The organism is Arsenicicoccus piscis (assembly GCF_022568835.1).
Lineage (GTDB): Bacteria > Actinomycetota > Actinomycetes > Actinomycetales > Dermatophilaceae > Arsenicicoccus > Arsenicicoccus piscis.
On sequence record NZ_JAKZHV010000006.1, the window covers coordinates 1 to 22,985 of the forward strand.

The 22,985-nt window shown below is 71.3% G+C and carries 28 protein-coding genes and 2 pseudogenes; 17 read left to right on the top strand and 13 right to left on the bottom strand.

Annotation, left to right across the window (positions count from 1 at the left end; all coding sequences use genetic code 11):
- Positions 1-61: 61 nt before the first annotated feature.
- Positions 62-693: pseudogene (locus MM440_RS11620) on the top strand (methylmalonyl-CoA mutase family protein).
- Positions 694-1,076: 383 nt separating this feature from the next.
- Positions 1,077-1,919, top strand: a pseudogene (locus MM440_RS11625) (adenine nucleotide alpha hydrolase family protein); the annotation flags it as partial.
- A gap of 3 nt (positions 1,920-1,922) precedes the next feature.
- Here MM440_RS11625 and MM440_RS11630 read toward each other — a convergent pair.
- Entirely contained in the window at positions 1,923-2,228 is a 306-nt protein-coding gene (locus MM440_RS11630) for a DUF6703 family protein (protein ID WP_241444466.1), read from the bottom strand.
- Positions 2,229-2,308: 80 nt separating this feature from the next.
- On the opposite strand from MM440_RS11630, the gene MM440_RS11635 reads away from it, so the two are divergent.
- Positions 2,309-3,718: a glycine--tRNA ligase gene (locus tag MM440_RS11635; protein WP_241444467.1), complete on the top strand. Its 1,410-nt coding sequence runs from the start codon at positions 2,309-2,311 to the stop codon at positions 3,716-3,718.
- An 81-nt stretch (positions 3,719-3,799) separates the two neighbouring features.
- Here MM440_RS11635 and MM440_RS11640 read toward each other — a convergent pair whose 3' ends face one another.
- Entirely contained in the window at positions 3,800-4,084 is a 285-nt protein-coding gene (locus MM440_RS11640; RefSeq protein WP_241444468.1) for a DUF2277 family protein, read from the bottom strand.
- A gap of 274 nt (positions 4,085-4,358) precedes the next feature.
- Here MM440_RS11640 and MM440_RS11645 point away from each other — a divergent pair, with 274 nt between their 5' ends.
- From MM440_RS11645 to dusB, 4 genes are all read left to right on the top strand, one after another.
- Positions 4,359-5,498 carry an LLM class flavin-dependent oxidoreductase gene (locus MM440_RS11645; RefSeq protein WP_241444469.1) on the top strand — a complete coding sequence of 380 codons (1,140 nt, stop codon included), beginning with the start codon at positions 4,359-4,361 and terminating at the stop codon, positions 5,496-5,498.
- A 1-nt stretch (position 5,499) separates the two neighbouring features.
- On the top strand, positions 5,500-6,198 hold the full coding sequence (locus MM440_RS11650) for a CE1759 family FMN reductase (RefSeq protein WP_241444470.1): 699 nt from the start codon (positions 5,500-5,502) through the stop codon (positions 6,196-6,198).
- A gap of 84 nt (positions 6,199-6,282) precedes the next feature.
- Positions 6,283-6,945: a phosphatase PAP2 family protein gene (locus MM440_RS11655; RefSeq protein WP_241444471.1), complete on the top strand. Its 663-nt coding sequence runs from the start codon at positions 6,283-6,285 to the stop codon at positions 6,943-6,945.
- Positions 6,946-6,960: 15 nt separating this feature from the next.
- Positions 6,961-8,157 (top strand): tRNA dihydrouridine synthase DusB, encoded by a 1,197-nt coding sequence (gene dusB, locus MM440_RS11660; protein WP_241444472.1) that lies wholly within the window; start codon positions 6,961-6,963, stop codon positions 8,155-8,157.
- A gap of 51 nt (positions 8,158-8,208) precedes the next feature.
- Here the strand turns inward: dusB and MM440_RS11665 are convergent, their stop codons facing one another.
- The 3 genes from MM440_RS11665 to MM440_RS11675 all read right to left on the bottom strand — a co-directional run bounded on the left by MM440_RS11665 (position 8,209) and on the right by MM440_RS11675 (position 9,469).
- The gene (locus MM440_RS11665) at positions 8,209-8,619 is read right to left on the bottom strand and encodes a class F sortase (RefSeq protein ID WP_241444473.1); all 411 of its coding nucleotides are present in this window, start codon (positions 8,617-8,619) and stop codon (positions 8,209-8,211) included.
- A 280-nt stretch (positions 8,620-8,899) separates the two neighbouring features.
- Positions 8,900-9,202: a hypothetical protein gene (locus MM440_RS11670; RefSeq protein WP_241444474.1), complete on the bottom strand. Its 303-nt coding sequence runs from the start codon at positions 9,200-9,202 to the stop codon at positions 8,900-8,902.
- A gap of 33 nt (positions 9,203-9,235) precedes the next feature.
- The gene (locus MM440_RS11675; RefSeq protein ID WP_241444475.1) at positions 9,236-9,469 is read right to left on the bottom strand and encodes a hypothetical protein; all 234 of its coding nucleotides are present in this window, start codon (positions 9,467-9,469) and stop codon (positions 9,236-9,238) included.
- 173 nt (positions 9,470-9,642) lie between these two features.
- Between MM440_RS11675 and MM440_RS11680 the strand changes: the two genes are divergently transcribed.
- From MM440_RS11680 to MM440_RS11690, 4 genes are read left to right on the top strand one after another with little or no spacing between them, the layout of a single operon-like run.
- Positions 9,643-10,047, top strand: a complete 405-nt coding sequence (locus MM440_RS11680; protein ID WP_338155648.1) for a response regulator transcription factor — start codon at positions 9,643-9,645, stop codon at positions 10,045-10,047.
- Entirely contained in the window at positions 10,047-10,232 is a 186-nt protein-coding gene (locus MM440_RS17390; protein ID WP_338155649.1) for a winged helix-turn-helix domain-containing protein, read from the top strand. The genes MM440_RS11680 and MM440_RS17390 overlap by 1 nt, the downstream gene beginning before the upstream one ends.
- A gap of 10 nt (positions 10,233-10,242) precedes the next feature.
- Complete coding sequence (locus MM440_RS11685) at positions 10,243-10,467, top strand: hypothetical protein (RefSeq protein ID WP_241444476.1); 225 nt, start codon at positions 10,243-10,245, stop codon at positions 10,465-10,467.
- A 56-nt stretch (positions 10,468-10,523) separates the two neighbouring features.
- Positions 10,524-11,435: a sensor histidine kinase gene (locus tag MM440_RS11690; RefSeq protein WP_241444477.1), complete on the top strand. Its 912-nt coding sequence runs from the start codon at positions 10,524-10,526 to the stop codon at positions 11,433-11,435.
- A 28-nt stretch (positions 11,436-11,463) separates the two neighbouring features.
- On the opposite strand, the gene MM440_RS11695 is transcribed toward MM440_RS11690, so the two are convergent.
- Positions 11,464-12,336 (bottom strand): sulfurtransferase, encoded by an 873-nt coding sequence (locus MM440_RS11695; RefSeq protein WP_241444478.1) that lies wholly within the window; start codon positions 12,334-12,336, stop codon positions 11,464-11,466.
- Between the two features lie 166 nt (positions 12,337-12,502).
- Between MM440_RS11695 and MM440_RS11700 the strand changes: the two genes are divergently transcribed.
- Positions 12,503-13,417 carry a GNAT family N-acetyltransferase gene (locus tag MM440_RS11700; protein ID WP_241444676.1) on the top strand — a complete coding sequence of 305 codons (915 nt, stop codon included), beginning with the start codon at positions 12,503-12,505 and terminating at the stop codon, positions 13,415-13,417.
- Positions 13,418-13,466: 49 nt separating this feature from the next.
- Here the strand turns inward: MM440_RS11700 and MM440_RS11705 are convergent, their stop codons facing one another.
- From MM440_RS11705 to MM440_RS11720, 4 genes are all read right to left on the bottom strand, one after another.
- Entirely contained in the window at positions 13,467-13,856 is a 390-nt protein-coding gene (locus MM440_RS11705) for a type II toxin-antitoxin system VapC family toxin (RefSeq protein WP_241444479.1), read from the bottom strand.
- Positions 13,853-14,101, bottom strand: coding sequence for a type II toxin-antitoxin system Phd/YefM family antitoxin (locus MM440_RS11710; protein ID WP_241444480.1), 249 nt, complete (start codon positions 14,099-14,101; stop codon positions 13,853-13,855). The genes MM440_RS11705 and MM440_RS11710 overlap by 4 nt, the downstream gene beginning before the upstream one ends.
- 168 nt (positions 14,102-14,269) lie before the next feature.
- Positions 14,270-15,223, bottom strand: a complete 954-nt coding sequence (locus MM440_RS11715; protein WP_241444481.1) for a cation diffusion facilitator family transporter — start codon at positions 15,221-15,223, stop codon at positions 14,270-14,272.
- Positions 15,220-15,618 (bottom strand): ArsR/SmtB family transcription factor, encoded by a 399-nt coding sequence (locus MM440_RS11720; RefSeq protein ID WP_241444482.1) that lies wholly within the window; start codon positions 15,616-15,618, stop codon positions 15,220-15,222. The genes MM440_RS11715 and MM440_RS11720 overlap by 4 nt, the downstream gene beginning before the upstream one ends.
- Before the next feature lie 111 nt (positions 15,619-15,729).
- Between MM440_RS11720 and MM440_RS11725 the strand changes: the two genes are divergently transcribed.
- From MM440_RS11725 to MM440_RS11735, 3 genes are all read left to right on the top strand, one after another.
- Positions 15,730-15,942, top strand: coding sequence for a CopG family transcriptional regulator (locus tag MM440_RS11725; RefSeq protein ID WP_241444483.1), 213 nt, complete (start codon positions 15,730-15,732; stop codon positions 15,940-15,942).
- On the top strand, positions 15,939-16,367 hold the full coding sequence (locus MM440_RS11730; protein WP_241444484.1) for a type II toxin-antitoxin system VapC family toxin: 429 nt from the start codon (positions 15,939-15,941) through the stop codon (positions 16,365-16,367). The genes MM440_RS11725 and MM440_RS11730 overlap by 4 nt, the downstream gene beginning before the upstream one ends.
- A gap of 151 nt (positions 16,368-16,518) precedes the next feature.
- Positions 16,519-16,962 carry a pyridoxamine 5'-phosphate oxidase family protein gene (locus tag MM440_RS11735; protein WP_241444485.1) on the top strand — a complete coding sequence of 148 codons (444 nt, stop codon included), beginning with the start codon at positions 16,519-16,521 and terminating at the stop codon, positions 16,960-16,962.
- 5 nt (positions 16,963-16,967) lie between these two features.
- Here the strand turns inward: MM440_RS11735 and MM440_RS11740 are convergent, their stop codons facing one another.
- Positions 16,968-17,375, bottom strand: a complete 408-nt coding sequence (locus MM440_RS11740) for an aldolase/citrate lyase family protein (RefSeq protein ID WP_241444486.1) — start codon at positions 17,373-17,375, stop codon at positions 16,968-16,970.
- A 20-nt stretch (positions 17,376-17,395) separates the two neighbouring features.
- Here MM440_RS11740 and MM440_RS11745 point away from each other — a divergent pair, with 20 nt between their 5' ends.
- Positions 17,396-19,297, top strand: coding sequence for a tripartite tricarboxylate transporter permease (locus tag MM440_RS11745; protein ID WP_241444487.1), 1,902 nt, complete (start codon positions 17,396-17,398; stop codon positions 19,295-19,297).
- A gap of 26 nt (positions 19,298-19,323) precedes the next feature.
- On the top strand, positions 19,324-19,707 hold the full coding sequence (locus tag MM440_RS11750) for a universal stress protein (RefSeq protein ID WP_241444488.1): 384 nt from the start codon (positions 19,324-19,326) through the stop codon (positions 19,705-19,707).
- A 61-nt stretch (positions 19,708-19,768) separates the two neighbouring features.
- Here MM440_RS11750 and rraA read toward each other — a convergent pair whose 3' ends face one another.
- On the bottom strand, positions 19,769-20,290 hold the full coding sequence (rraA, locus tag MM440_RS11755; RefSeq protein WP_241444489.1) for a ribonuclease E activity regulator RraA: 522 nt from the start codon (positions 20,288-20,290) through the stop codon (positions 19,769-19,771).
- Complete coding sequence (acnA, locus tag MM440_RS11760) at positions 20,287-22,971, bottom strand: aconitate hydratase AcnA (RefSeq protein WP_241444490.1); 2,685 nt, start codon at positions 22,969-22,971, stop codon at positions 20,287-20,289. Before acnA ends, rraA begins: the two co-directional genes overlap by 4 nt.
- Positions 22,972-22,985 lie beyond the last annotated feature (14 nt).

Here is a 22,985-nt window from a genome sequence, read left to right on the forward strand (position 1 = left end):
CAGGCGGCGACCGACGAGCGGATGGAGCGCATCGGGTGGCGAAGTCCCCTACACGCGCGGGCTGCACGCGACGGGCTACCGCGGCAAGGCCTGGACGATCCGCCAGTTCGCCGGCTCGCGCAACGCGGTGCAGACCAACGAGCGCTACAAGATGATCCTCGAGCGCGGGGGCGGCGGTCTGAGCGTGGCGTTCGACATGCCGACCCTGATGGGGCGCGACTCCAACGACCCGATGAGCCTCGGCGAGGTCGGGCACTGCGGGTCGCGGTCGACAGCGCGTCCGACATGGAGGTGCTGTTCAAGGACATCCCGCTCGGCGCGACGACCACGTCGATGACGATCAGCGGCCCGGCGGTGCCCGTCTTCTGCATGTATCTCGTTGCGGAAGCTCGCCAGGGCGATGCCGACACGTCGACGCTTCAACGGCAGCTCTGCATCACGTTGAGGATCTTCAAGGAGTACATCGCCGTCTCGGGGCGCAGGAGTGGCTCTTCGTCCTGCCCGAGCCGCACCTGCGGCTGATCGGTGACCTGATGGCCTACTGCGACGCCGAACATCCCTGCCTACAAACCGCTCTCGGTCTCCGGCTACCACATCCGCGAGGCCGGCAGCACCGCCGCGCAGGTGGTCGGCGGGAGGAGCGGACCCCACGGTGATCACGCGTCAAGGCGACGCGACGGCCAGGTCGGCTAGTCTGTTGTCGTGCCCGAGGTTCTGACGGGCCGTCGCGCGGCCTCGACGTTCGACGTCGGCCTCGTGCCGGTCCTGTCGCGTTCGCGACCGTGCCACCTACACCGCCGACATCGGCCAGGGCTCGCCGACATCGCCTCGGTGCCGGATGCGCGCTGGCTGCATGAGCGCAGCCGGCGCTGCCGCCCGCCTTCGAAGGCTCTGCACCGCGCTTCCAGCACCCAGATCCCCGCTGATCGAGTAGTTCAGCCTGACGCCGTCCGCGCTGCCTGGTCGATGGCGGCAACGTCGTGCGCACCACCTTCGAGGCGCAACGCCGCGGTGCTCGGCCTGTCGCGAACCCGTCGCTCAGCACACCTTGTAGACGCGCGACGGACTGGGTCGCCGCCAACATCTGGGGCGCGACGCACGAGGCCAAGACCCTCGAGCACCTCGACACCGGCGTCGAGTCCGTGGAGCCGATCATGGGCGTGAAGTTCTGGGACGACACCGTCGAGATCGCCCCCGAGGTCGTGTCGGTCCGGTTCGAGCAGGGCCGCCCCGTTGCCATCAACGGGCACGTCTTCGACGACGCCGTCGCGCTCGTCATGGAGGCCAACGCGATCGGCGGGCGCCACGGTCTCGGCATGTCCGACCAGATCGAGAACCGCATCATCGAGGCGAAGTCGCGAGGGATCTACGAGGCGCCGGGCATGGCGCTGCTCGCGATCGCCTACGAGCGCCTGCTCAACGCCATCCACAACGAGGACACCCTCGAGACCTACCACGAGCAGGGCCGCAAGCTCGGCCGGCTGATGTACGAGGGGCGCTGGCTGGACCCCCAGTCGCTCATGCTGCGCGAGTCGCTGCAGCGGTGGGTCGGGTCGGCCGTCACCGGCGAGGTGTGGCTGAAGCTGCGCCGCGGCGAGGACTACTCGCTCCTCGACACCCAGGGTAGCGGGTTCTCCTACCACCCCGACAAGCTGTCGATGGAGCGCACCGAGGGGGCGGCGTTCGGTCCGGTGGACCGGATCGGTCAGCTCACCATGCGCAACCTCGACATCGCCGACTCGCGCGCGCGGCTCGAGCAATACGCCTCGCTCGGTCTGCTCGGCCGCCCGCAGGCCCAGCTGATGGGCGAGCTCGAGGTCGGCCGTGCCGCCGCGATCTCGACCGATGCGCGCTACGTCGACGCCGACGAGGATGTGGAGAGCCTCGACGCGGCCGCGATGGAGTTCGGCCTGGACTGACCTCTAGCGAGGGACCAGCTGGATGACGACGACGGCGACGGCGAAGCAGATCACGGCGATCCGCATGAGCCGGCCGTTGAGGCCGAGGGCGGGCCACGACAGGTAGAGCATCCAGCCGATGAACGCGAGCGCCAGGACGAAGAGGGTCCAGCCGACCGGGCCGGTGATCAGTGCTGCCGCGAGGCACAGGCCGAAGAACACGGCGAGCGGCGCCCAGGGCGGCAGCCGCAACAGCTGCTGGGCGAGGGGCGTGCTGGCGCGGTGGACGGACTCCCGGACGGGTCCGAGGTGGGGCGGGGTGGAGGACACCGCTCCAGGGTAGGACACGGGCTCCGACGGCCAGGCACCGGCGCACGGTGGGCCCCCGGTGACCCGGTAGCCTTGACACCATGGCAAAACAGACCTCCACCGTCGACACCGTCGTCAGCCTCTGCAAGCGTCGGGGCTTCGTGTTCCCGTGCGGTGAGATCTACGGTGGGACCCGCTCCGCGTGGGACTACGGGCCCCTCGGCGTCGAGCTCAAGGACAACATCAAGCGTCAGTGGTGGAAGGCCATGGTCACCAGCCGCGACGACATCGTCGGCCTGGACTCCTCGGTGATCCTGCCGCCCAAGACCTGGGAGGCGTCGGGTCACGTCTCCACCTTCACCGACCCGCTGGTCGAGTGCCTGTCGTGCCACAAGCGCTTCCGGGCCGACCACCTGCAGGAGGCGGCCGCCGAGAAGGCGGCCAAGAAGGCCGGCGCCGACGTCGACCCCGACACCATCTCGCTGAGCGAGGTCGCCTGCCCGAACTGCGGGACGCGGGGCCAGTGGACCGAGCCGCGCCAGTTCTCCGGGCTGCTCAAGACCTACCTCGGCGTGGTGCAGGACGAGAGCGGGCTGCACTACCTGCGCCCCGAGACGGCGCAGGGCATCTTCTTGAACTTCCTCAACGTGATGCAGAGCTCGCGCAAGAAGCCGCCGTTCGGCATCGCCCAGATCGGCAAGAGCTTCCGCAACGAGATCACCCCCGGCAACTTCATCTTCCGCACCCGCGAGTTCGAGCAGATGGAGATGGAGTTCTTCGTGGCGCCCGGGTCGGACGAGCAGTGGCACCAGTACTGGATCGACGAGCGCACCCGCTGGTACACCGACCTCGGCATCAACCCCGACAACCTGCGGCACTACGAGCACGCCAAGGAGAAGCTCTCGCACTACTCCAAGCGCACCGTGGACATCGAGTACCGCTTCAACTTCGCCGGGAGCGAGTGGGGCGAGCTCGAGGGCATCGCCAACCGCACCGACTTCGACCTGTCGACCCACTCCGAGCACTCGGGCACCGACCTGTCCTACTTCGACCAGGCGACCGGCGAGCGCTACGTCCCCTACGTCATCGAGCCCGCAGCGGGGCTGTCGCGCTCGCTGATGACCTTCCTCGTCGACGCCTACACCGAGGACGAGGCGCCCAACACCAAGGGCGGCGTCGACAAGCGCGTCGTGCTGCGCCTGGACAAGCGGTTGGCCCCGGTCAAGGTCGCGGTGCTACCGCTGTCGCGCAACGCCGACCTGTCGCCCAAGGCCAAGGACCTCGCCGCCCAGCTGCGCCGGTACTGGAACGTCGAGTTCGACGACGCGCAGGCGATCGGCCGGCGCTACCGCCGCCAGGACGAGATCGGCACGCCGTTCTGCGTCACGGTCGACTTCGACACCCTCGAGGACCACGCCGTCACCATCCGCGAGCGCGACACGATGTCGCAGGAGCGCGTGGCGCTGGACCAGGTCGAGGGCTACCTCGCCGCCCGGCTGATCGGCTGCTGACCCTGGTCGACCCCACCCACAGACAGACGCGAAGGGCCACCGCCCGGCAGGCGGTGGCCCTTCGTCGCGTGCGGGGCGACCTCAGCCGACGGCGGCGAGCCCGGAGCCGTGGTCGGGGCGTGCACTCGTGTCGGAGGCTGCTGCGGCGACCCGCTCCTGCGCCCGGTCCATCAGCTGCTGGGTGATGGCGGCGATCTCCATCACGGCCGCGGAGAACGCCCGGCGGTCGGGGCCGGTCGGCAGCGCGGTGCCGGAGACGAGCCGGACGTACTGCAGGGCGGCGGCCCGGGCCTCGGCCGACGTCGGGGACTCGGCGAAGGTCGCAGCGGGGCGGTTGACCTCGTGGAGTGCGCGGACCGTTGTCATGCGGTCCAGCGTCACAGAATCGGCCGAGCACGTCAGGCAAATCGCTCGGGAGCGGACTTTTCCACCCAGAGGGGGCAACGGCCCAGTGCGGAGCGCCACGTCTGGCCCAGGGCTTGAACGGTCTAAATCACGCTCAGTGAGATGTGACAGCGGCTCGCCGGATGTGACGTCGGCACTGCGTGATCGCCGTTCACCCGTGTCGCACCGGGGAATGGACCGCAGGTCACCTCTGGTTACATGATTCAAGATTCAACTACCTAGCAAGGAGGACGACGTGCAGTTCGGCATCTTCAGCGTCGGTGACGTCACCATGGACCCGACGACCGGCCGCACCCCCACCGAGGGTGAGCGCCTGCAGGCGATGGTCGCCATCGCGCGCAAGGCCGAAGAGGTCGGTCTCGACGTGTTCGCCACGGGCGAGCACCACAACCCGCCCTTCGTGCCGTCGTCGCCGACCACGCTGCTCGGTTACCTCGCCGGTCAGACCGACCGGCTGCTGCTCTCGACGGCCACCACGCTGATCACGACCAACGACCCGGTCAAGATCGCCGAGGACTACGCGATGTTGCAGCACCTCTCCGGCGGTCGGGTAGACCTCATGATGGGTCGCGGGAACACCGGTCCGGTCTACCCGTGGTTCGGCAAGGACATCCGCGACGGCATCCCGCTGGCGGTCGAGAACTACCACCTGCTGCGGCGACTGTGGCGCGAGCGGGTCGTCGACTCGGAGGGTCAGTTCCGCACGCCGCTGCGGGGCTACACCTCGACGCCGGCGCCGCTCGACGACACTCCGCCGTTCGTGTGGCACGGCTCGATCCGCAGCCCCGAGATCGCGGAGCAGGCCGCGTTCTACGGTGACGGCTTCTTCCACAACAACATCTTCTGGAACATGGAGCACACCGCGGCGATGGTGCGGCTCTACCGCGAGCGGTTCGAGCACTACGGCCACGGCGCCGCCGACCAGGCGATCGTCGGGCTCGGTGGCCAGGTCTTCCTGGGCGAGAGCCAGGCCGACGCGATGCGGCGGTTCCGGCCCTACTTCGACAACGCCCCGGTCTACGGCCACGGGCCGTCGCTGGAGGAGTTCATGGAGCTCACCCCGCTCACCGTGGGCACGCCCGAGCAGGTCGTCGAGCGCACGCTGACCTTCGCCGACGAGGTGGGGGACTACCAGCGTCAGCTGTTCCTGATGGATCACGCGGGCCTGCCGCTCGAGGTGGTCCTCGAGCAGCTGGAGATCCTCGGCCGCGAGGTCGTCCCGGCCCTGCGCCGGGAGATGGAGGCTCGTCGACCGGCGCACGTGCCGAGCGACCCGCCCACCCACGCCAGCCTCGTGGCGGCCGGGCCGGACAGCCCGCACCACCTGGTGCTCCCCAACACCACCACCAGCGACAACACCACCGTGGAGGTCTGACATGACTCGTCGTCTCGTCGTCGTCTCGGCCGGTCTCTCGGCCCCGAGCAGCACCCGGCTGCTCGCCGACCAGCTCGCCGACGCCGTCACCGCTGCGGTGACGGCGCGGGGCGAGGCGCTCACCGTCGACACGATCGAGGTGCGCGACCTCGCCAGTGACCTGGTCACGACACTGACCGCCGGGGGACTCCCCACGGCGTCGGTGACCCGGGCGCAGGAGCTGCTCGCGTCCGCCGACGCGGTGATCGCCGTGACCCCGGTGTTCAGCGCGAGCTACAGCGGACTGTTCAAGATGTTCTTCGACGTCCTGGAGCCCGGCACGCTCGACGGCACCCCGGTGCTCGTCGCGGCGACCGCCGGCACGCCGCGCCACTCGCTGGTGCTCGAGCACGCGCTGCGGCCGCTGTTCAGCTACCTGCACGCCGTGGTCGTGCCCACCGCCGTGTTCGCCGCCACCGAGGACTTCGGCGGCACCAGCGAGCTCGGCCCGCGGGTCGCTCGCGCGGCGGCCGAGCTGTCGGCGCTCATGGTCGCCGAGACCGGCGCCGTGGGCGGGTTCGCCGCCGTGCCGGGGGTGGACTCCGCACGGTCGGGCGGCCGGTCGGGCGGCCGATCGGGCTCTCGTGCGGGCGCCGGCGCAGGCGCCGGCCGCGCGGCGGTCACGCCGTTCGCGGAGCTGCTGCGCGGCCACAGCGGCTGAGCGCTGCGCGCCCGTAGCGGCTGCGTGCGGCCTGGGCAGCCCGCCGATGGGGTGCCGATAGGTGCCGATGGATAGGGTGCGGCCATGAACGTGGACGTCACCCCTGAGCTCGGTCGCGCGGTCCTGCGCGAGGTCGTGCTCCCCGGGGCGGTCGGTGTCGGTCTCATCGCCGGCATCGGCCGCCTCATCATGGGCCCGCTCGACGGCTTCCCGGCCGAGGACGCCGTCAACCGCGAGCTGGAACGGCGACGGACCCCTGCGGCGAACGCCGTGACCTGGGCGGTCTCGACCTATGCCGACACCGTCCCGACCATCGCCGCGGCGCTCGGCTACGGCGCGCTGGCTCGGCGGGCCTACGGCCGGTGGGACCTCGCCGTCGCACCGCTCGCCGCCATCACGGTCGAGACCACCGTCTTCGTCGTGGGCTCGCACCTGGTGGGTCGCCCGCGTCCGGACGTCACCTGGCTGGACAAGCCCGCCCCGACCTCGTCCTTCCCGAGCGGGCACACGGCGGCCACCACGGCGCTGCACCTCACCTTCGCGGACCTGCTGTCCCGCAGCACGAGCCCGCGCGTGCGGGCCGTCGCTCCTGTGCTGCGCTGGGGGTTCCCGCCGGTCGTGGCCTACTCCCGGCTCTATCGCGGGATGCACCACCCGAGCGACGTGGTCGTCGGGGTGGCCCTGGGGGTCTGGGCCGCCGGCGCCGTGCGTCGGGTCATCGCGACCCGGCCGGGGGCGCGGGTCTGAGACAATCGGGAGGCCATGTCTGTCCTGCTCCCGCTGCTGCCTCCGCTCACCCTCGGACGTCACATCCTCGACGTGCCGGTCGTCCTCGCGCCCATGGCCGGCATCACCAACCGTGCCTTCCGGCGCCTGTGCCGTGAATACGGAGAGGTCGGTCTGCGGGCCGCTGGGGCCGGCGGGGCGTCCGCGCTGTTCGTCAGCGAGATGATCACGTCGAGGGCGCTCGTCGAGCGAACTCCGTTGTCCATGAAGCTGATCGAGCACGACCCGGGGGAGTCGCCCCGGTCCGTCCAGCTCTACGGCGTGGATCCCGGCACCGTCGCGGCCGCGGTCCGGATGCTCGTCGAGGAGGATCGCGCCGACCACATCGACCTCAACTTCGGCTGCCCCGTCCCCAAGGTGACCCGCAAGGGCGGCGGGTCGGCCCTGCCGTGGAAGACGACGCTCTTTCGCGACATCGTCGCGGGCGCCGTGCGAGAGGCCGGCCGTGGCGGGCTGCCCGTCACCGTGAAGATGCGCAAGGGCATCGACGACGACCACCTGACCTATCTCGAGGCGGGCCGGATCGCCGAGGGTGAGGGCGCTGCCGCCGTCGCGCTGCACGGGCGGACGGCGAGCCAGCACTACTCCGGGCAGGCCGACTGGTCCGCGATCGCCCGGCTCAAGGCCGAGGTCCGCACGATCCCGGTGCTCGGCAACGGCGACATCTGGTCCGCGCAGGACGCGGTGCGGATGGTGCAGGAGACCGGCTGCGACGGGGTCGTCGTGGGTCGCGGCTGCCTCGGTAGACCGTGGCTCTTCGCGGACCTGGCCGCGGCCTTCGCGGGCGGCGACCACCGCGCGACACCGACGCTCGGTGAGGTCGGCGAGGCGATCCGGCGGCACGCGGCCTACCTGGTCGAGTTCTACGGCGACGAGCTCAAGGGCTGCCGCGACATCCGCAAGCACATCGCGTGGTACCTCAAGGGATTCCCGGCGGGACACGAGGTGCGCCACCGGCTGGCGCTGGTCGACACCCTCGAGGCGCTCGACGAGCTGGTCGCGACGCTCGACGCCGACGCTCCCTGGCCGGGGGATCCCGCCGAGGGTCAGCGCGGGCGGGCCGGCTCGCCGAAGCGGGTCGCGCTGCCGGACGGCTGGCTCGACTCGCGCGAGCTGGACGCCGCGTCCGCGGTGACGGTCGCCCAGGCCGAGCTCTCGGTCTCCGGCGGCTGAGCCCCGCGCGGGCCAACCCTGGTCGCGCACCGATCGGGCGACTCGGGCGACTCAGACGACCAGCCGCGCGTAGACGATGACGTTGTCCGGGTAGGAGTGCTGCTCGGCGTCGTAGCTGCCGCCGCAGGTCACCAGGCGCAGCTCGGGATCACTCGTGTCGCCGTAGACCCGCTCGGTCGGGAACGCGTCCTTGGCGACGGTCTCGCTCCCGGTCACGGCGAACTGTGCCACCGAGCCGTCGAAGCGCCGGACCTGGATGCGGTCGCCCGGGCGCAGCCGGGTCAGGGCGACGAAGGCACCGTCGCGTCCCCGGCCGGTGACGTGCCCGAGCAGGACCGCCGGACCGAGGGTGCCGGGGGCGGGTGACCCGTCGTACCACCCCACGTCGTCGAGCTGGCTCATCGTGGGCACCTCGACCGTCCCGTCCGGGTTGAGCCCGGTGCCCAGCACGGTCGCGTCCACCCCCCGATCGCCGGGATGACGATGCGCTGCGGCGCCGAGTCCGGCAGCGGCCGGACGCTGGTGGTCGTGGTGGTGGTGCTGCGGGATGTGGTGCCGGTGGTGGGGTCGGACGAGGGGTTGGCTGCCGTGCTGGCCGACATGCTGCTTGTCTCACTGGGAGCCGTGCGGGTCGACACCGTCCCCCCGGGACCCCCGGGGGAGGTGCCGGCGGACTGGCACCCCCCGAGGGCCAGGACGAGGGCGACCCCGAACGCCGCCCCCGCCCGGGTGGAGACCCTGGTCACGCGAGGGACGCGGCGCGGCGACCGACCGCGTAGCCGGCGCTCGCGACCAGGGTCAGCAGACCAGCAGCCGCCCCCAGCTCGGCTGCGTGGTCGTCGGTGGCCGGCTCGCCGCCGGTGGCTGCGGCGCCGCGGGGACGCTGGACCACCTGGTGCCCCCGGGTGGAGGCGTCGCCCTTCTTGGTGACGGCCTTCGGCACACCCGTGGTGGCCGCCGGCGCTGTGTGCAGCGTGATGTCGGCCTCGGCACCGCCGGCGCAGGTCATCGTGTACGTCACGTTGCGCGAGATGGTCCCAGGCATGGTCAGCTCGGCACCGAGGGCCGCGACCCCCGCCTAGTTGACTCCGCAGTCCCCGTAGACCGCGATGGTCTGGCCGGGAGCGAGGTGGCCCTGGACCCACACGCGAGGCGTGGGCCTGGGCTTGGCGGGTGCCTCGGCGGCGGCGTGGGCGGCCGGGGCGACAGCGAGTCCGGCGAGGCCGAGGACGGCGACGGCGCCGAGTCGGTGCGCGGTGCGGTGCGTGGTGCTGTGAGCGGTGCGGCGGGTGGCGCGGGCGGTGCTGGTCATGCTGGGCTCCTGGTGAGCGGGGCGAGCGCCCGTCCTGACCGGGTCGCTCTCGATGTGCCGGACACTAGGGAGCCGGATCGACGAACCGATGGCGGTCAGGCCCCGACGGCGGTCGAGGACGACGACGGCATCCGTGAGGCGACCGCGATGGCGCTCGAGCTCTAGGGTTCACGGTGACGACGGCCGCGGACGGGCTGCAGGGGCGGGCCGCGCTGCGCCGGGTCGAGCCCGACATCGTGCTGCTGGACGTGATGATGCCGTTCGTCGACGGCTTCACGTTGTGCCGCGAGATCCGGAGCCGCTCGACGGTGCCGATCATCATGCTGACCGCCCGTTCGGACAGCGTCGACGTCGTCCAGGGGCTCGAGGCGGGAGCGGACGACTACGTCACCAAGCCGTTCGACCCCATGGTGCTGGTCGCTCGGATGCGGGCGGTGCTGCGCCGCGGTCCGGTAGACCCAACGGCCGGCTCCCAGCACCACCGCAGCGCGGTCGGCGACCTCGTCGTCGACCACGAGGCGCTGGAGGTGAGCATCGGGGGCAGCGGGTCGACCTCACGCCGACCGAGATGCGGCTGATGATCGAGCTGGTCGAGAACGTCGGGATCGTGCTCAGCCGAGACACCCTGCCGACCCGCGTGTGGGACTACCCCGGCGGTGGCGACACGCGGGTCGTCGACGTGCACATGCAGCGGCTGCGTCTGAAGGTGGGCAAGGATCGGATCGAGACCGTCCGTGGCCTCGGCTACAAGCTGAGGCGCTGAGCTCGCCCCGATGAAGCTCTCCGTCAAGGTGCCGGTCCTGCTCGGGGCGGTCGTCGTGGTGCTCGCCGTCGGGTTCGCCTCGTGGCTGCACCTGGTGATGACCAACGCGACCGAGCAGGCGGCCCGTGACACGGCGCTGCAGTCCCTGCAGGTGGCCCGCAGCGCCTACACGTCGGGTGCGTCCATCCCCGACTTCGCGCCCTGCTCGACGACCCGACCACGCCCGCCGAGCTGAAGGCCCAGGCCAAGGCGGGGCACACCGCGACCTACCTGCTCGACGACCCGCCGCAGGTGTGGGCTGCGACCCAGCTGCCCGAGGGCTACGTGCTGGCGATCCACCAGGACTGGACGAGCGGGAGCAGCCAGCTCGACGACCTCGACCAGTACCTCGTCGTCGGGGTGCTCAGCGTCGCGGCCGTGACCGTGCTGCTGGCCATCGGCACCGGCGTGGCGCTCAGCCGGCGGCCCGGGCGCGCCGAGCTCACCGCGCGCCGGATCGCGGACGGTGAGCTGGGGCTACGGGTGTCCGACGCCGTGCGCGGTCGCGACGGGGTGGCGTCGCTCGGAGCGGCCATCGACCACCTCGCGAGCAGCATGCAGGACCGGCTCGCGTCCGAGCAGCGGGTCACGGGCTACATCGCGCACGACCTGCGCACGCCCGTGACGAGCCTGGTCACGGCCTCGTCGTTGCTGCCGGACGACCGGGCCGGCAACCTCGTCCGCAGTCAGGCCACCCGGTTGTGGCGGCTCATCGAGGACCTGCTCGAGGTGGACTCCGCCGAGCAGCAGGTCGACCTGGTGCCGACGAGCACGCCCGCCCTCGCCCGCGCCGCGGTCGAGGCCGCGTCGCAGCCGGTGCGCCTGACCGTCGAGGAGTCCGCCGACGTGACCACCGACCCGCGGCGGGTCCAGCGGGCACTCGTCAACCTCCTTGAGAACGCCATCCGGCACGGCGGGGCCGAGGTGGAGTGCGTGGTGCGTGGGCGGGCGATCCTGGTGCAGGACGATGGCGACGGCTTCCCGCCCGTGCTGCTGGAGCACGGGCCGCGCCGGTTCGTGACCGGCTCGCCCTCGCGCGGCGGCGGCAACGGGCTCGGCCTGACCATCGCGGCCGGTCAGGCCGGCGCCATCGGTGCCACCTTGCAGCTGGCCAACCGCGCCCAGCCGCGCGGGGCGGTCGCGACGCTCACGCTGCCGGCGTGAGCCGGCGTGAGGCGGGGCGGGTGTGGGCTCAGGCGACGGGGCGGCTCGGGTCGCTGATCCAGTCGCTCCACGACCCGACGTAGACCGCGGCGTCCGGCGCCACGTCGCTCGCCGCCGCGGCGAGGGCCAGGTGACAGGCCTGCACGCCGGAGCCGCAGTAGGTCGCCAGCAGGTTGCCGTCGACCACGCCTGCGGCCCGCAGCCGCTCGGCCAGCACGGCGTTGGGGAGGAACCGGCCCTGGTCGTCGACGTTCTCGAGCGCAGGCACGCTCACCGCGCCGGGGATGTGCCCGGCGACCGGGTCCATCGTCTCGTTCTCCCCGCGGAAGCGGTCGGCCGGTCGCGAGTCGACCAGCACGGCGCTGTGGGCGTAGCGCGCTGCCTCGTCGGCCGTGATCACCCGACGGTGCCCCGGCTCGGCCTGAAGGTCACCCGGCTCGGGGACCTCCGAGCCGGTCGACACCGGCAGGCCCGCCGCGACCCACGCCTTCCAGCCACCGTCGAGCACCCGGACCCGCTCGTGCCCGAAGTAGCGCAGCAGCCACCAGGCGCGTGCCGCAGCCACCGAGCTCCAGTCGTCGTAGACCACCACGTCACGGTCGGCGCTCACGCCGGCCGCACGCATGCCCTCCTCGAAGGCCTCCGCGCTCGGGAGCGGGTGCCGACCACCCACGCCGTCGGGTCGTCTCGGGCCGGCGAGGACGGTCTCCAGATCGAGGAAGACCGCACCCGGCACGTGACCCCGCGCGTGCTGCTCGCGCCCGTCGGCACGGCCGGGGGAGTAGCGCACGTCGAGCACGACCGGCCGTGCTGCCGGGTCGCCGGTGAGCTCCTGGTGCAGCTCCTGGATGTCCACGAGCGGGCTCTGCGGGAAGTCGGGACCAGCGGGGTTCGTCGCCATGCGGACACTGTAGAGCCCTACGCCTCGCGGCCCCCGGGTCCTGCCGAGGCCTACCGAGGCCCACCGCGGCCCTCGCGGCTCACCGTGCTGCTGATCCCAGCCGCCTGGACGCTTGGATAATCGGGTGCGGTTCGCGCACCCAGGGTGCTGGACTGAGCCCGTGAGCATGACCTCGATGACGCCGTCGGTGGCTGACCTACCTCGTGTCTTAGCGGCTCTGGCGTCGTTCCAGACCGATGACGACGGTCCGCCGCAGCTGCACCCGGGCGACGTCGGCTGGGGCCAGAAGGACGGCGCCGCGGCCCTCGCGCACCAGATCCGCGTCTGGGAGCGCGAGGGCGACCCCGTCGTCATCGGCGTGGGCGACGCCTCCGTCATGCGGCTCGCGGTGTCGCCGACGGTCGCCGAGGACGAGGCGTTGGCGGTGAGCATCGCCGACGACCTGGCCGGCGACGGGGTCATCGGCGGTCCGGTGGCCAGCGCCGAGGTGCGCTACGGCGGGGCGCTGCGACGCACGCTGCACGCCCGCGGCTGGACGCCGGGCGATGCGTGGGCCTGCTTCACCAGGGACCTGTCCCGCCCGGTGCCGGCGCCTGCCCTGCGGGTCGAGGTCGTGGACGGCGCAAGCGGCGCAACCGGTGCCGACGCCGAGACCGCAGACGAGATCGGCGACGAGACCGTCGTGCGGGACGTCGTCGCCGCGCACCTGGCGGCGTGGCATCGCTCGACGTTCAGCGTCGAGAAGTTCCGTGCGATGGCCGCTGGGCCGGCCTTCCGCCGCGCCAGGTTCCTGGTCCTGCATGCCGATGACGCCCCCGTCGCCACGGCGTGCGTCTGGTCCGCCGGGCCAGAGCGTCCGGGGCTGATCGAGCCGTTGGGCGTCGGTCGCGAGCACCGCGGCCATGGGCACGGTCGAGCGATCGTGGACGCCTGCGCCTGGGCGCTTCGCGAGCTGGGAGCCAGCTCGATGCGCGTCGCCACGCCGGTGACCCAGTGGCCTGCCGTCCCGCTCTACGCCGCGACGATGCGCCGGCTGCCCGACGTCCCGGACTTCGTCCGGCCCGCGCGCGAGCGGTCGTGATCATCACCACCGCTCTCGCGTCACCAGTCGCGTCACGGAAAGCCGCTCGTCATACGGGAGCGATGACCCGCAGGCCCAGGTCGCGCGCGCTGGAAGCCAGTCGCGTGTCGTAGGTGACGATCGCGTCCACCCCGATGCGTAGGGCGGCGGCGACATGGATCGCATCGAGGGACCGCAGCTGCGGCCCGGGCAGCACCCCGGCCTCGGTGAACAGGGAAGCCGGCACCTCGTAGAGCGCGACGCCCTCGAGGAACTCGGTGATCAGCGGCTGGGTCACCTGTGGCGCCCGGTGCGCCGCGCGCCGCAGCTCTGTGTCGAGCAACCAGCACGCCACGAGGTCGGGCTGCTCCTCATCGATGCGCCGAGCCAGGGCGTCGGACTCCGCCTCGTCAACGATCAGCTTGAACGCGGCCGACGGGTCGAGGTACCAGACGGTCACCGCTCGCCGCGCAGGTCGTCGAGGAGGGCCGCGGTCGGCACGTCGAGGACGACCCGCGCCTGGGTGCTGTACGTCGGGCGTCGCCGCGCCGGCCGGTCGCACCGCAGATCGGTGGCGGCGCCGATCGGTCCGAGTCGCGCCACGGGGACGCCCCGGCGAGTGACGACGAAGGTCTCGCCGGCCTCGACGCCCCGCATGACGTCAGCGTTGTCGTTGCGCAGCTCCCGCTGACTGATCGTCCTCATGGCGCCAACGTAGCACGTTGTAGCACATGAAGGCGGACGACAAGCCCGATGCGTGCTCGGGACAGCGGTGGTCCGCCCACCGTGTCCGATGTCGTGGCTTCCCAAGACAGTGGCAGTCTGCACGTCAGATGTGACCAGCAGACTGCCACTGTGATGGGCCGGGGGTCGTCAGGTGTGCAGGTGCTCGGCGTGCGCCGCCGCGAGCGACGCGGACTCCAATTGCAGTGTGGCGTGCTCGATCTCGACGCCGTGGTGCGAGGCGACGCAGGCGTGCAGCGCGGTCAGGATCTCCAGGCAGTGCCCATCGCCGAAGCACTCGTCGTCGAGCACCACATGACAGGTCAGCACCGGCAAGCCACTGGCCACCGTGGACGCGTGCAGATCGTGGACTCCCCGCACGTGCGGCTGCGCCAGGATGTGCGACCGCACCTCGTCGAGATCCAACCCCGCCGGCGTCGACTCCAGCAGGATCGCGGCCGACTCGCGCAGCAGGATGACGGCCCGCGGCACGATCAGCGCCGCGACGAACAGGCCGGCGACGGCGTCCGCGCGCATCCATCCGGTCAGGGCGATGACCGCACCCGCCACGAGCACGGCCACGGACCCGAGGGCGTCGTTGGCGACCTCGAGGAAGGCGGCTCGCATGTTGAGGTTGTCGCCTCGCCCGCCCGACAGCACCAGCAGCGAGGCCACGTTGGCAGCCAGACCGATGGCGCCGACGATCGCCAACAGGCCCGAGCCCATCTGAGGCGGGTGAATGAGCCGCTGCACACCCTCGTAGACCGCGTACGCACCGACGACCAGCAGGATCGACGCCTGGGCCGCCGCCGCGATGACCTCGGCGCGCTGCCAGCCCCAGGTGCGGCGAGTGGTGGCCGGCCGCGCGATCAGGGTCGCGGCCAGGGTGGCCACGACGAGACCGACCGCATCGGTGAGCATGTGCGCGGCGTCGACCAGCAGCGCCAGCGAGCCGGTGACGACGGCGGCCACGACCTCGATGCCAAGCACCGACAGGGTGATCGCGAGCGCGACGAGCAGTCGACCGCGGTTCGCGGTGGCGAGCCCGTGGTCATGGGCGTGGCCGAGGGAGGGCGCGGAGGTGCGCCCGAGCTGGTTCGTCATCGCGCGTCCACCTGCCGGTCGGTGGCCAGACCGGTGGCCGGTCCGCTGGTCGGGCACGGCACGACGGCGTCGCCGGTGGCGGCGAGCAGGGCCTCGGCGCCGCTCAGCAGGACGCCTGTCAGCTCGGGCTCGGCGAGGGAGTAGTAGGTCGACCGGCCGCGGACCCGGGTGGCGAGCAGCCCGCAGTCGCGCAGGCAGGCCACGTGCGCCGAGACCGTGGACTGGGCCAGCCCGAGGTGGTCGGTCAGGTCCGCGACACGATGCTCACCGAGCAACAGGTGCTGCACGATGGCGAGCCGGTTCGGGTCGGCGAAGGAGCGGAACAGGAGGGCGACCGGTTCTAGTGGGGCAACCTCGATTGCCACATCATCGAGACGTGGCGCTTTCATCGACATGCGCCGATGATAACCCACGGTTCCTGGATGATGTGAATCAGTGATGTCAGAGTCGTGCATCAGTGATGCTAGTATCCAACGATGAGGACTACGGTGCGATTGGATCCTGAGGTGGCAGCCGCCGCCGAGCGGCTGCGCAGGGAGCGAAACATCGGTCTGGGCGAGGCAGTCAATGAGCTGGCCCGAGCCGGGTTGGCGCCACGGGAGCATCCGGCCCGTCGCTTCGTGCAGCGGACGGCGATTGTCGGGTTGAAGGTCGACGTCACCGATGTCTCGGGGACGTTGGAGCTGCTGGACGAGTACGACGCCGAGGACCACAGGTGATCGTCGACGCCAACGTCCTGCTCTATGCGGTCGACGGGGCGTCGCCTTTCCACCGCGTAGCCCGAACCTGGCTCGACGACGCGCTCAACGGCACCGAGCGCGTAGGCCTCCCGTGGGTGTCCCTTCTGGCATTTCAGCGGATCGTGACGCACCCGCGAGTGACAACCGATCCGCTGTCACCGGCGGACGCGTGGAGCTATGTCAACGACTGGCTGGACGCGGATCTCGCCTGGGTGCCCACCCCCGGGCAGCGACACCGTGACATCCTGCGCCGGCTCATCCTCGCAGGCACCTTTCGGGGCAACATGATCACTGACGCACACCTGGCTGCACTCGCGCTCGAACATGGCACGAGCGTCTGCTCCTTCGACAGCGACTTCGCACGGTTCGACGGGCTTCGGTGGACCAACCCGGCGCGTCCCTAGCACGGATCCGGTCAGGGCGCCTTGGCGGTTGCCGCGCGCCAGCACGTCATCCATCTCTTGCGGAGAGGCGGTGGCAAGGTCGACGTGGGTGCGGTTCTGTCGCCGTTTCAGGCCCCTCCCACGCGCCGACCGTGCCCCTAGCGTTGAGGGCATGAGCAACGACGCGATCGATCTCGGCTCGTCCGAGGCGCCGGCGGAGGCCGTCTCCCGCCGGCTGGACACCGACACCATCGGCTGGCTGACGACGATCCGCCGCGATGTTCGTCCGCACGCTGTGCCCGTCTGGTTCCTGTGGCACGCGGGCGTCGTGCTGATCATGAGCGAGCCGGACACCGTGAAGGTGAAGAACATTCGCCGGAATCCGCACGCCCTGATCCACCTGCATGCCGACCCTAGCGGCAACGGTGTCGTCGTGCTGGACGGCCGCGCGACGATCAGCGACCGGACGTCCACCCAGTGGTTGGCCGAGATCCGCGAGTCACACACCGCGAAGTATGCCGACGCCATGGTCGCGTTCGGCATGGGGCTGGACGACATCGCCGCCAAGTTCTCCACGGTCATCGTCCTGACGCCGCAGAGCCTCACTGCCTGGTGACCGGGCTACTCGGCGGTGAGGTCGAGCACGGCCCGCGCGCCGAGGTCGGTCAGCGCGATGTCCGTGGCGACGGCGATCGCCCGAATCCCTTGGGCGCGTAGGGCGTTGACGCGCGACGGGTCTCCCGCGAAGGCGGCGACCGTCCGTCCCGAGGCGGCGGCTGCCGCCACCATCCGCGGGATCGGCGCCCCGGCCGAGCGGTCGGCCAGCACGTCGTCCAGGTCGTGACCGAGAGCCAGCGAGAGGTCTACGGGCCCGAGGAAGAGGCAGGTGACGCCGTTCAGGGCGGCGATCTGCTCGACCTCCTCCAGTGCCCCTGCGGTCTCGATCATCACCGCACACTGGACGCCGGCATTGGCCGACTCCGCGTCCGGCGCCGGCCGGCCCCACAGCGGGGCGAACGGGCCCCTCACGGTCGAGTGAGGCACCCGAAATGATGGATTCAGCCCTGTCCGCGCTCGCCTCGCTGGCGCAACCCTCCCTGCTCATCAAGCTCGCGATCGGCGTCGTCGCCGGTCTCGTGATGGGCCTCATCCCCGGCCTCGGTGGCACCGGTGCCGTCGCCATCCTGCTGCCGGTCACCTTCGGCATGGACCCCGAGCAGGCCTTCGCGCTGCTCATCGGTGCGCTCGCCGTGGTGCACACCTCGGACACCGTGTCAGCGGTGCTGCTGGGCGCGCCAGGCTCGGCCTCTGCGAGCGTCACCATGCTCGACGGCTATGCCATGGCCCGCAAGGGTCAGGCGAAACGGGCGCTCTCCTTGGCCTTCCTTTCCTCCATGGCCGGTGGTGTGATCGGCGCGCTCGGCCTGACGCTGGCTATCCCGCTGGCCCGGCCGCTGGTCCTCTCCTTCGCCAGCCCCGAGCTCTTCATGCTGACCGTGCTCGGCGTCTCGCTGGCGGCGGTGCTGTCCCGCGGCAACGTCGTCAAGGGTCTGCTCAGCGGCTTCCTCGGCCTGCTGCTCGGCATGGTCGGCACCTCGCCGACCACGGCGGAGGAGCGGTTCACCTTCGGCAGCCTCTTCCTCGGCGACGGCCTGTCGCTGGTCGCGGTGGCGCTGGGCATCTTCGGGCTGGCCGAGATCGCCTCCCGGGTCGGACAGCGCACCGTGGACAAGGACATGGTCACCCTCGGCGGTGGCTGGGGCAGCGGCATCGTGGAGTGGCTCAAGCACTGGAGCCAGGTCATCCGCGGCGCGCTCATCGGCATCTGGGCAGGCGTGCTCCCGGGCGTCGGCGCCACCGCCGGCACCTGGCTCGCGTATGGCCAGGCGGTCGCCACCGCCAAGGACAAGCGCCAGTTCGGCAAGGGCGACCCGCGCCGCATCGTCGGCCCGGAGAGTGCCAACAACTCGGTCGAGGCCGGTGACCTGATCCCGACCCTGCTCTTCGGCATCCCCGGCGGTGTGCCTTCGGCCATGCTGCTCGGCATGCTGCTGACCTACGGCATCCAGCCGGGTCCGTCGATCGTCACCGAGCACGAGAGCCTGATGTACCTCATCGTCTGGTGCTTCGCGATCGCGAGCGTCGTCGGCGCCTTCCTGTGCTTCCTTGCCACCCCGAGCCTGGCGAAGCTGACCAAGGTGCCGTTCGCCGTGCTCGGTGCCGGCCTGCTGGTCATCATGCTGCTCGGCGCCTTCCAGGAGGGTGGCCAGATCGGCGACCTGTGGATCATGATCGTGCTCGGTGCGGTGGGCTGGCTGATGAAGGCCACCGACACCCCGCGGGCGCCCTTCCTCATCGGCTTCGTGCTGGCGATCCCGATGGAGCGCTACTACTACCTGACCGAGAGCCTGTACGACGGCTTCGACTGGGTGACCCGTCCGGGCGTCCTGGTCTTCCTCGCGGTGCTGATCGCGCCGGCGCTGTGGGCCTTGTTCAAGAAGGTCCGCGGCGGCTCGCAGGCCAACGCCGACCTCGGTCACCGCGGTGACGTGGAGATCGCCCACGGTGAGGACGACGAGTCCGAGGAGGGCGCGCTGAAGGACTCGGTGTGGTCGCTCGGGATGGCGGTCGGCATGACCATCGTCTTCGCTGCCGCGCTGATGGTCAGCCAGGGCTTCTCCTCAGAAGCCAAGCTGATGCCGACACTGGTCGGCGCCGGCGGGCTGATCACCGGACTCATCCTGGTGTTCAACGAGCTCCGGGCGCGGCGAGCCGGTGGCCTGCGCGGCCCGAGCTGGACGCACGACGTCACCCTGGCGCTGCGGATGTTCGGCGGGATGGCGATCTTCCTGGTGCTGGTCATGCTCGGCGGCTACCTCTTCGCGGTCTGCCTGCTCGCCCTGCCCTCGTTGCTGCCGGTAGACCTGCCCACCGGTCTGCTGCAGAGCTGACCCCTCGTCTCGAAAGGACTTCAGTCATGACCATCGTCGTCGCCTACGCCGACACCGAGCCCGGCCACGCGGCCCTCCGGGCGGCCGTCCAGGAAGCGGTCCTTCGTCGACAGGACATCGTCGTCACGCCGCCGGTCAGCGATTTTCACCCGACCGAGCAGGACATCACGGCCTTCCTGGCCGGCAGCGAGGAGGACCTCGGCACCACCGGGGTGCAGCTGAGCGTCAAGACCTCGCAGCTGCACGACCCGGCGGACGCGGTCATCCAGGTCGCGCAGGAGGTGGGTGCCTCGGCGATCTGCCTCGGGCTGCGGCACCGCACGGCGATCGGCAAGCTGCTGCTCGGCAGCACCGCCCAGCGGATCCTGCTCGACGCGCCGTGCATGATCATCGCCGTGAAGCCGAGCTGACCGGCGCTCGCGAGTGAGCCGGGGAGTGCCGTCCGCATTCCCCGGCTCTCGCGTCTGCTCGTCAGGAGCTGCGTTCAGCCGACCCGCCTGGGGTCAGCACGACGACGCCGTCCTCGTCGGCCACGAGCAGATCGCCTGGGCTGATCGTGATGCCGCCGAAGGACACCGGCACGTCGCGGGTGCCGATCCCGGCCTTCGCGCTGCGCCGCGGGTTCGACCCCAGCGCGAATACGCCGAGATCGACCGCGGCGAGCTCCAGCCGGTCCCGGACGGCGCCGTGGATGACCAGGCCCTCCCAGCCACTCTTCGCGGCACGGGCCGCCATGTTGCCGCCGACCATCGCGCAGTGCAGGGTGCCGCCGCCCTCGACGACCAGCACCTTGCCGTGCCCATCCTCGTCGAGCATGGCCTTGAGGACGAGGTTGTCCTCGCGGCTGTCGAGAGTGACCACCGTCCCGGCGAATTGGGGCCGGGCTCCGAAGCTGATGAAGGCGGTGTCCGGGACGCGGGCCTGCTCGGGATAGGCGTCGTAGACGTCCGAGGTCAGGGCGGGGCGGGGGAGCTCGAACTGGCTCGTGCTCATGGGTGGTTCCCTTCTGCCGCGTCCTGGTCGTTGCGGCTCGTCACGGTGCTCAGGATGGCGGGGATCGCGCCGCCCTCGCGCAGCAGATCGACCTCGGCGCTGGTCTCGATCGCGGCGGTCAGCGTCAGCTCCGTGCGGGAGCCGTCGGGCCGCTTGAGCACCACGGAGACCGGGCAGCGCGGGCTGATCGATCCGGGCTCGGCGTCGACCTGCACGAGGTCGTCGGCGTGGATCTCGCCCAGCGCTGCGCGGGCCTGCGGCGGCAGCAGCAGGGGCAGGATGCCCATGCCGATCAGGTTGGTCCGGTGGATCCGCTCGAAGCTGGCCGCGAGCACGGCCCGTACGCCGAGCAGGCGCTGGGCCTTGGCCGCCCAGTCGCGCGAGGAGCCCATGCCATAGCGCTCACCGGCAATCACGACGGTCGGGCGGTCTTGAGCGGCATAGTGATTCGCGGCATCGAAGATGGTCATGAGGTCTCCGCCGGCGACCATGGTGGTGCCCACCGGGGCATTGGGTGCCAGCTCGTTGACGAGGGACGCGGCGTAGAACGCCCCTCGGGTCATGACCTCCCAGTTGCCGCGCCGGGAGGCGAAGACGTTGAGATCGGCGCGGTCCTCGCCCCGCTCGACGAGGAAGTCCGCGACGGGGCTGTCCGCCGGTATGGCGCTGGCGGGTGAGATGTGGTCCGTCGTGACGTCGTCCCCGAGCACCAGCAGCGGACTGGCGTCGAAGGTCCCGAGCAGGGTTCCCTGCCCGGCGCCGGCAAAGGGCGGCCGCCGCAGGATCGTCGACGTCTCGGACCACGGGAAACGAGCCGCGGACGGACTCTCCAAGGCGGCCCACAACGGGTTCGCGTGGGCGCGGGCAAAGGCCTCCGGGAAGTCCTGTGCTCGCACCGCCGTCGCCAGCACGGCATCCACCTCGCTGGTGCTGGGCCACAGCTCGTCGAGCATCACCGACCGACCGTCCGGGGTGTGGGCGACCGGCTCGCTGGCGAGATCGCGAGCGGCGTCCCCGCCGAGGGCGTAGGCGACGACCAGGGCGGGCGTCATCAGATAGCCGGTCCGCAGGTCGGGGTGGACTCGGCCCGAAAAGTTCCGATTGCCCGACAGGACGGCGACCGGGGTGACGGTGCCCGCCCGTCGGGCCGCGTCGACCCGCGGCGGCAGCGGCCCGGAGTTGCCGATGCACGTCGTGCACCCGAAGCCGACGACGTCGAAGCCGACCGCGGACAGGTCGGTGTCCAGGCCGGAGCGGGCCAGGTACGCCGCTGCCGCAGGTGACCCGGGGGCCAGGGAGGTCTTGACCCAGGGCGCCGCAGTCAGCCCGAGGGCTCGTGCCCGCCGGGCCAGCAGCCCCGCGGTGACGATGAGCCGCGGATCGGAGGTATTGGTGCAGCTGGTGATGGCGGCCAGCGCTACCGGGAACGCGGGTAGCCCATCGATGTCCGACGCTCCGGCAGCTGGCTGTGCCAGGGTGCTCGGCGCCGCCGGCTCGCCTGCAGGCAGACTGGCCGGCACCGCAGCCGGTGTCAGCAGGTCCTGGGGTCGAGCCGGCCCGGCGATGCTGAGCTCGATCGAGGTCAGGTCGAGGTCCAGGACTCGGCTGTACGTCGGCGCCGAATCCGGCTCGAGCCACAGCGAGCTCGCCCGACAGTAGGCCTCGACCAGGCCGGGGTCGACCCGGTCCCGGGCGACCAGCGCCAGGTAGTCGCAGACCTGAGCGTCGACCGGGAAGTACCCCGTGGTCGCGCCGTACTCCGGCGCCATGTTGGCCACGACCGCGCGCTGACCGACGGTGAGCGACCCCGCGCCTGGTCCGAAGAACTCGACGAAGTCACCGCTGACACCGAGGCGCCTGAGCTGGTGGGTGAGGGTGAGCGCCAGGTCGGTCGCGGAGATCCCGTCGCGCAACCGGCCAGTCAGCCGCACCCCCACGACGTCGGGCAGCCGCAGGGTGCACGGCAGCCCGAGCATGACCATCTCGGCCTCGAGGCCGCCGATGCCCCAGCCGAGCACGCCCAGACCGTTGATCATCGGGGTGTGGCTGTCGGTGCCGAGCATGACATCCGGTGTGAGCCAATCGGATTCGCCGTCGCTGGCGGTGACGACGCTGACCACCGTGGCCAGCTGCTCGAGGTTGATGGTGTGCATGATGCCCGTCCCGGGCGGGTTGAGCCGCACGGTGTGCATCGCCGTGGCCGCCCACTTCAGGAAGCGGTAGCGCTCCGCGTTGCGGCGCAGCTCAAGGCGCAGGTTCGCGGTGGCCGCATCGGGATTGGCGTACGACTCCACGGCCAGGGAGTGATCGACCGACACGTCGACCGGCAGTGTCGGCGACAGCAGTCCCGGGTCGTACCCAGCCTCCGCGAGCGTGTCCCGCATGGCTGCCAGATCGACCAGGGCGGGAGTGCTGGTCGTGTCGTGCATGAGCAGTCGACCCGGCACGACCTCGAGCTCGGCCACGCTGGTCCCTTCGGCGAGCCACCGGGTCAGCGCGGCCTGCAGCGCGGTCAGCTGCGTCGGGCTGCCGTGGCGGGCCACGTTCTCGGCCAGCAGCCGCAGCGCGAACGGCAGTCGATCCAGGTCCGACGCGAGGGTCGCCGGCAGGTCGATCATCCGGTAGGTGCGGCCGACATGCGTCAGGCTGGTCGCGGCGCGGGCCCCGGAAGCGGTTGTCATGACAGGATTCTCCG